We start from the raw sequence: 6,850 nt of genomic DNA, 5'->3' as shown, positions 1-6,850 counted from the left end.
CGTACGACCAGCGAGGAGACAAAGTTGGCGCCATATCCGGCAATGACGGCGGTGATCGCCTCGTGCAGACCGTTAAACTGCAGCGCTACCTTGGGGGCCGGGGCGTTGTAGGTGCGGCATAGCGCGAACAGCCGCTCCCGCGTGGAGCTGCCTTCCTCGCGCATGACAAACGGCTCGCTCATCATTTCGGCAAGCGACAGGTGGCGGTTCGCAAACTTATGATTCGGCGCGACGACGAACCACAGCTCGTCCTGGAACAGCTCCTCGGTCTGAATCGTGTCCGGATATTCTTCCGGCAGCCCGCCATAGATGGCCAGGTCGGCTTCGACGCTCAGCAGCTGCCGGAGCGCCCCGCTGGAGTTGGTCGTGGTGATGCTCATCTCGACCTGCTCATACTGCTGTTTGAACCTTGCCAGCCAGGTCGGGAGGAGAAAGTGCGCAGGCAGGTAGGTCGCCGCCAGGCGGATGTGGCCGGCCATACCCTGCCCGTAGTCCCGCGCCAGCTGCTCGATTTGCTGCTCGACGGCGAACAGCCTCTTGGCGAGCGCAGCTATTTTATCCCCCGCATCGGTCAGCCGGATGCCCCTTCCTTGCGGTTCAAGCAGGATCAGGGACAGCTCCTTCTCGAATTTCTTGATCTGGGCGGTAATCGCAGGCTGGCTGATCTTCAGCAGCTCGGATGCCCGGGTCACGCTCCCGGTGGAAGCAATCACATGAAATAAGCGCAGGGCGTGCAGGTTCAAGGTGTATCAACTCCTCATCCATTCATATCTTTAATGTATGAAAATCGGCGAAAGATATATTATTCATATCATTATAGACGATCTACAATAGAACCAGAAGCGCTTCTATCCTAAAGATGAAACCAAATGATAAGGAGTGACGGGGAATGAATCCTGTATGGGAACAAGTAGATGAGTATATTGTCGACCGGCTTTGCCCGAATGACCGGGTGTTGGACGAAGTGATCGTGGCGAACCGGAAGGCGGACCTCCCGGAAATCGATGTAACGGCGAATCAGGGGAAGTTTTTGCAGCTGCTCGTACAGATCAAAGGGGCGAAACGGATCCTGGAAATCGGGACGCTGGGGGCTTACAGCACGATATGGATGGCTAGAGGCTTAACGGAAGGCGGGCGGATCATCACACTGGAGCTGAGTCTGCAACATGCCGAAGTCGCCAAGAAGAACATCGCCCGGACGGGGCTGGAACAGACGATCGAAGTACGCACCGGGGACGCGCTTGAACAGCTGGCCCAAATGGAGAAAGAGGGGGTGGAGCCGTTTGACCTCATTTTTATCGATGCGGATAAGCCGAACAATCCGAACTATCTCCGCTGGGCGCTGCATTTTTCCCGGCCGGGAACGGTCATTGTCGGGGACAACGTTATCCGCAACGGGGAAATTGCCGATCGGCACAGCACTGACCCGCGGGTGCAGGGTGTCCGAACGTTCTACGATATGCTCAGCGGGCATCCGAATATTTCGGCCACGGCGCTGCAGACGGTGGGGAGTAAGGGGTACGACGGGTTTATGATTGGCATCGTGAAATAAGTGTTACTTATTCCATAAAATCGGGTTTTTGTATGGCCCGTGGAAGGAGATTTCGAGCAGCTTGGACGCCATGGTGACGGCGGAATATTTATAGTTGCTGCGAACCCACCAGACGATGCTTTCCAAATAAGCGCCCGTTGTGTAGGCAATGACGAAGGACATCTCCATGCGGAGCCCTTCTTCGGACGTTTGGGATACGCGAATGCCGTCTTCTACGTAATGCCTGATGATGTTTTTGACTTCCTGAATAAATAAGTCGTCCGGTTTATACACGAGCATGACTTCATAGGCTAGCTGGTTCTGAATGATATGCTCAAACAGGGCGACCATGTTTTCCGGAAGGTCTTCGGAACGTAGCTCGTCAATCCTTTTGGGATGGGTAATGGTCAAGGACTGCCTTAAATCGTTTAAAATCGCATTATGCAGGTCGACGCGCAATTCCAGGATATCTTTATACAATTTATAAAACGTAGGCCGCGTTACATGAGCTTCCTGACAGATGCGCTGAATGGTGATGCTCTTTTCGTTTTCCTTCAGCATCAGCGACAAATAAGCCCGTTGTATTTTTTTCATCGAATGCACTTGCCTTGGATCTTTTCTTTCCACCCACATCACACCTATCTTTTGGTAACTCTATACTAGCATAAAAAACGTCATCCGACGTATATTCAAGGCAGCCGGACGTCATCTGCCGATGATCTATCTTGCAATAAAAGGATGCCGAATAGCCGAGAAAAAAAGGGACTGCCTCAAAGGTTCGAACCATTTGAGAAGCAGCCCCTGTTTTTTTTGGATAGATAAAAATGCTCTCGGATTACAGCGCTGTCCAGCCGCCATCAATGACGAGTTCCGCACCCGTCATAAATCTGGACTCGTCACTGGCCAGGAATACGACGCCATAAGCAACGTCTTCCGGCTCGCCCATGTAAGGAAGCTGGGTGTGCGCCTCATAATAAGGCATAGCGGATGCCATTGAAGGAGCGGTCATCGGCGTGACGATGATGCCGGGATGGACGGAGTTGACGCGGATCCGATCCTTGCCGTACTCGACGGCAGCGGATTTGGACAACGCGCGCAGCGCCCCTTTGGCAGCCGTATAAGGGCTAGAGCCTGCCATGCCCACAATGCCGCCGATGGATGAAATATTAATAACCGATCCGCCGCCGGCCTTTTTCATTTCAGGGATGCAGTATTTCATGCCAAGCACGCAGCCGTTCAGATTGATGTCCATGACCTTGTTCCACTCGTCCATCTCCATATCAGCCANCGTTTTGGGACTTGCGACGCCCGCATTATTCACCAATACATCTACTTTGCCGTAGAGCTCAACCGTTCTTGCAACGATCGCCTTCCATTCCTCTTCCGAGGTGACGTTCTGCTTCAGCGCCACTGCTTCGCCGCCGTTTGCGGTAATTTCGGCAACGATTTCATTGAGCTTCGCCTCGTTTAAGTCGGTTGCGACGACCTTTGCGCCTTCTTTGGCAAACAATTTCGCTTCCGCCGCACCCATTCCGTTTGCTGCCCCGGTGATGATCGCCACTTTGCCTTGTAATCTCATGCCAGATTGCCTCCCCAATTTAAAGTGTAAACGAATCCTGCTTTAGAGAATTTTGTTTACATCGTGTAAAATAGTTCATACAATTATTAGCACACTTTCATGACGAATGCAATGGCGCTATATGCGGGCTCATTCCATCGAACTAGGTCCAGAGGGTTGCAGATCGCCTTGACCGGCGAATGGAAAACCGTTCATACGACACAGGGATTTAAGAGATTAGGGGGATACCCACTTGAATGATTTGCACCCATAATTAGAGCAGATTGAAATATTATGGAATTTAATCAGACGAGACGTGAGGGGTGCGCATATGTCCAGGTTTTTACTGCGATTTACAAGCATGATGTTGGTATTGTTGATTATGATGCCAGGGGGAAAGGCGGGGGTGGTCCGCGCGGAAAGCGACAGCCAGACGCATATGGAATGGTCCCGGGAATACGGCAGCTGGTCTGCCGGTGAAGGCGTTCTTCCCACTTCGGACGGCGGATACCTGGCTTTGGGCAGCTATACGGAAGTCGTGCCTGCCGGGGAGTGGGACGATTATGAGCAACAAGCGTATATCATGAAGCTCAGCCCGGAGGGAGAAGTGAAATGGGAACAAAGGTTGGCCTATGGCGGTTCGAGCACCAATGAAGCGCTGTCCGCGATTGAAACCCGGGACGGCGGGTATCTCGTGTACGGAACATCCACCAATCAGGCCGGTGAGCCTTACAGCCAGATGTACCTGGCCAAACTGGATGCAGACGGCGGTCTGAAATGGGACCGGACCCAGGATGATCCTTATATTTACAGCACACCGAAGGCAGCGGTGGAGCTGGAGGATGGAAGCTTCGTTATCGGCGGCAAGGGCATCTCCAAGATGGGATACGAGACCGCTTACGCGCTTAAGGTCGATGGGAAGGGACAGGAGCTGTGGTATAACAAATACCGTTATGCGGAGAGCCAGTATTTTGACGATTTGATTCCGGCGGTCGACGGAGGATTGATCGCGGTAGGCGCGGTGAATACTCCGGAATACGAGGCAGGGGATCCGGACGCGCTGCTGATCGTCAAATTGAATGCGGATGGGCAGGAGGTTTGGTCTAAGCAGATCAGCGATCCCCACACGGACCGGGGCGCTTTTGCGGTCATCCCCGCGGGTGACGACGGTTATTTGATCGGCAGCCAGCGGGTGGTAGACCAGCAGCGCATTACGATTCTGACGAAGACAGATCTAAACGGGGAGCCGCAGTGGGAGAAGACGTTCAAGACGGAGGGCTCGGACTATGAGGTGTTTAACAATTTGATTCCGTTAGGCGACGGCTACGCCCTGCTGGGGGGCCACTATTCGGGAAGCCCTTCGAACCGGAAAATCCAGTACGATGTGCTGACCGTGGACAGGGACGGTAACCTTCTGAACCGCCACTTGTTCAAGGAGGCTGCTTTATCCCGCTACGGCATCGGTGCCGCCGGTCCGGACGGAGGCGTCATCGTTCCCGGCACGGTACTGCGCGAGGAAACGACAAAGTTCCAGCTCATTAAGGTAGCCCCTTTTCAGGAGCAGGGGCCAGCAGGTGACCGCAAGCCGACAAGCATTGCTTTTTCCGGAAAGGAACTGAAGCTGAAAGAAGGGGAAACCGTTCCTTCCGTGCTTGAGGCGGTATACGAGGATGGATCGCACAGCGATCTGTCCACAGCGGCGGTGTACATCATCGAAGATGCGTCCATTGCCGAGGCGGACTCTTCCGGGCGTGTCATCGGTGTCTCGCAGGGGAAAACCTATCTGCTTGCGGAATTCCAGGGGCTGAGCGCCAGGATCAAGGTCCAGGTGCTGCCTAAGGACAGCGACGAATTCGATAAGGTCAAAGGTCGGCTTCAACTGGATTCGGACGAGTATTCTTTGGCCGCCGGCACGCAGATCGATATCCGTCTGACGGTGCTGGATTACTTGACCGGCAAGGAGACCGACGTAACCAAGCAGGCGAAGTTCCGCAGCGAGAACCCAGATATCGCGGATATCGATGCGGAAGGAAATCTGGTCGGGAAGCGGGCAGGGAACACGACGATTTATGCTTTTTATAAAGGCAGCCATGTCATGGCAGACGTGCAGGTGATGCGCTCGGCCGGTTCGGAGCGTTAAAGAAAACGCAATTGGCCGGCGTCAGCGGCACTATAAGGGGAAGCGGAAATCTCCAGTCGCCCCCTCCCATGAATAAACCCTGGAGAGAGGAAAAAAGACGGACCAGCTGCAGCTGATCCGTCTTTTTGCGTCCTTCGATCCTGATGACACTAGATCTTGATGGCTTCCGATACGCCTGTTAAGCGTTCTGCGCAAACGCCTCGGCTGCGGTGCACAGATAGTAGGACAGGCCGGTTTGCTGGGACTCCAGCATGTTCCGGTGAAAGTCATCCTTCAGGAAAAAACGCGCCTGCGCGGCAAATGCGTCCGGTCCGGTGTCATGTCCATGCTTCTTCAAAGCCTCCAGATGCGATGCGATCAGCTGCCGGATCTGCCCGTCGTCGTATTTGACGCCATCCATCAGCGCCTGCGCCATTCCGTTCATAAAGCGCACCGCTTCCGCGGCCTGCTCGTTCATCTCGACCGGATCCACCCGGTTTTCTTCCAGCATGTCGTATCCGTAATTCTCCTGGATATGGCGGTTCTGCTCCGCCAACGCTTCCTTCCATTCCTCTTCGCTTTGAAATCCTTGGAACATATCCTTCGTATTCATCGCTTTTCCCTCCCGTGTATGTTGAATGGACTCATCCAGCGTATGGACAAGCCGCTCGAGCCGGCTCATCCGGCCTAGGAGGAGTTCCCTTTGACCGGACAAAATCTCAGCTCTGCCCGGCTGATCCTCCAGCAGCTGCTTGATTTGCTCCAGCGGAAAATCGAGCTCCTTATAGAACAAAATGTGCTGCAGACGCTCCAGTTCTTCCATGCCGTATAACCGATATCCCGCCTCAGTAATCTCCCTCGGCATCAGGAGGCCGATCTTGTGGTAGTGGTGGAGCGTCTTGATGGTGACATTCGACAGCTCCGATACTTCTTTCACGGTGTACACCTGGTCATTTCCTCCTTTCGCGGTTAGTGTATAGCCTCCCCTAAGGTCAGAGTCAAGCAGGGAACCCGAAAAAATGGGGCATTGACTCTCCCCTTGGAGGAGGCTGCATCATGGAATCCGAAACGCACATGATGAAATCCAAACCAGGAAGGGAGTCTAACATATGTTCGCTTCGTTAAAGCTGTTACATCATCCATGGATTCGGATCGTCCTCATTTCCAATCTGCTGACGCAAACCGGCATTTGGGTCCGGAACTTCGCGGTGCTGCTCTATGTGGTTAACAAGACTGGCGGCGACGCCCTCGCCGTCTCTATGATCTCGGTTGCCGAGTATGCTCCGATGTTGGTATTTGCCTTGATCGGAGGCGTGTTCGCCGACCGGTGGCGGCCGCGCAGAACGCTGATCTGGTGCGATGCGCTCGCCGCCGTCTCCATCTGGATCGTCCTCGCGGCCATGAAATCGGGTGCCTGGGAAGCCGTGTTCTTCCCGACGCTGGTATCCGCCGTGCTGTCCCAATTGTCGCAGCCATCAGGAATGAGGCTGTTTCAAGAACGGGCCGCAGCGGACTTGATCCAGCCGGCGATGTCCATGCTGCAAACGATATTTGCCGTGTTTATGGTGCTCGGCCCCGTTCTTGGGACATGGGTGTATCAAACCTTCGGCATCGGGGTTTCCATGGGCTTGACCGGGACTGT

The 6,850-nt window shown here is 54.2% G+C and carries 7 protein-coding genes; 3 read left to right on the top strand and 4 right to left on the bottom strand.

The window, feature by feature from the left end; all coding sequences use genetic code 11:
- A partial coding sequence (locus CPT76_RS00915) for a LysR family transcriptional regulator (protein ID WP_105441871.1) occupies nt 1-743 on the bottom strand: 743 nt, incomplete at its 3' end.
- 146 nt (nt 744-889) lie between these two features.
- Here CPT76_RS00915 and CPT76_RS00910 point away from each other — a divergent pair.
- Entirely contained in the window at nt 890-1,552 is a 663-nt protein-coding gene (locus CPT76_RS00910) for an O-methyltransferase (protein ID WP_105441621.1), read from the top strand.
- Between the two features lie 3 nt (nt 1,553-1,555).
- On the opposite strand, the gene CPT76_RS00905 is transcribed toward CPT76_RS00910, so the two are convergent.
- A complete protein-coding gene (locus CPT76_RS00905; RefSeq protein WP_145024998.1) occupies nt 1,556-2,125 on the bottom strand; it encodes a TetR/AcrR family transcriptional regulator in 570 nt (189 codons plus the stop codon).
- A 241-nt stretch (nt 2,126-2,366) separates the two neighbouring features.
- On the bottom strand, nt 2,367-3,110 hold the full coding sequence (locus CPT76_RS00900; RefSeq protein ID WP_105441620.1) for an SDR family NAD(P)-dependent oxidoreductase: 744 nt from the start codon (nt 3,108-3,110) through the stop codon (nt 2,367-2,369).
- A gap of 385 nt (nt 3,111-3,495) precedes the next feature.
- Here CPT76_RS00900 and CPT76_RS00895 point away from each other — a divergent pair, with 385 nt between their 5' ends.
- Nucleotides 3,496-5,229, top strand: a complete 1,734-nt coding sequence (locus CPT76_RS00895; protein ID WP_181152641.1) for an Ig-like domain-containing protein — start codon at nt 3,496-3,498, stop codon at nt 5,227-5,229.
- Between the two features lie 178 nt (nt 5,230-5,407).
- On the opposite strand, the gene CPT76_RS00890 is transcribed toward CPT76_RS00895, so the two are convergent.
- Entirely contained in the window at nt 5,408-6,154 is a 747-nt protein-coding gene (locus CPT76_RS00890; protein WP_105441618.1) for a MerR family transcriptional regulator, read from the bottom strand.
- 163 nt (nt 6,155-6,317) lie between these two features.
- Between CPT76_RS00890 and CPT76_RS00885 the strand changes: the two genes are divergently transcribed.
- The coding region (locus CPT76_RS00885; RefSeq protein WP_146116125.1) for an MFS transporter at nt 6,318-6,850 on the top strand (533 nt) is incomplete at its 3' end.

The sequence above is a fragment of the Paenibacillus sp. AR247 genome (assembly GCF_002968895.1).
GTDB classification, from domain to species: Bacteria; Bacillota; Bacilli; order Paenibacillales; family Paenibacillaceae; genus Paenibacillus_AQ; species Paenibacillus_AQ favisporus.
Note: the sequence above shows the minus strand (reverse complement) of the source record. Positions and strands in the feature narration are given on the sequence as shown.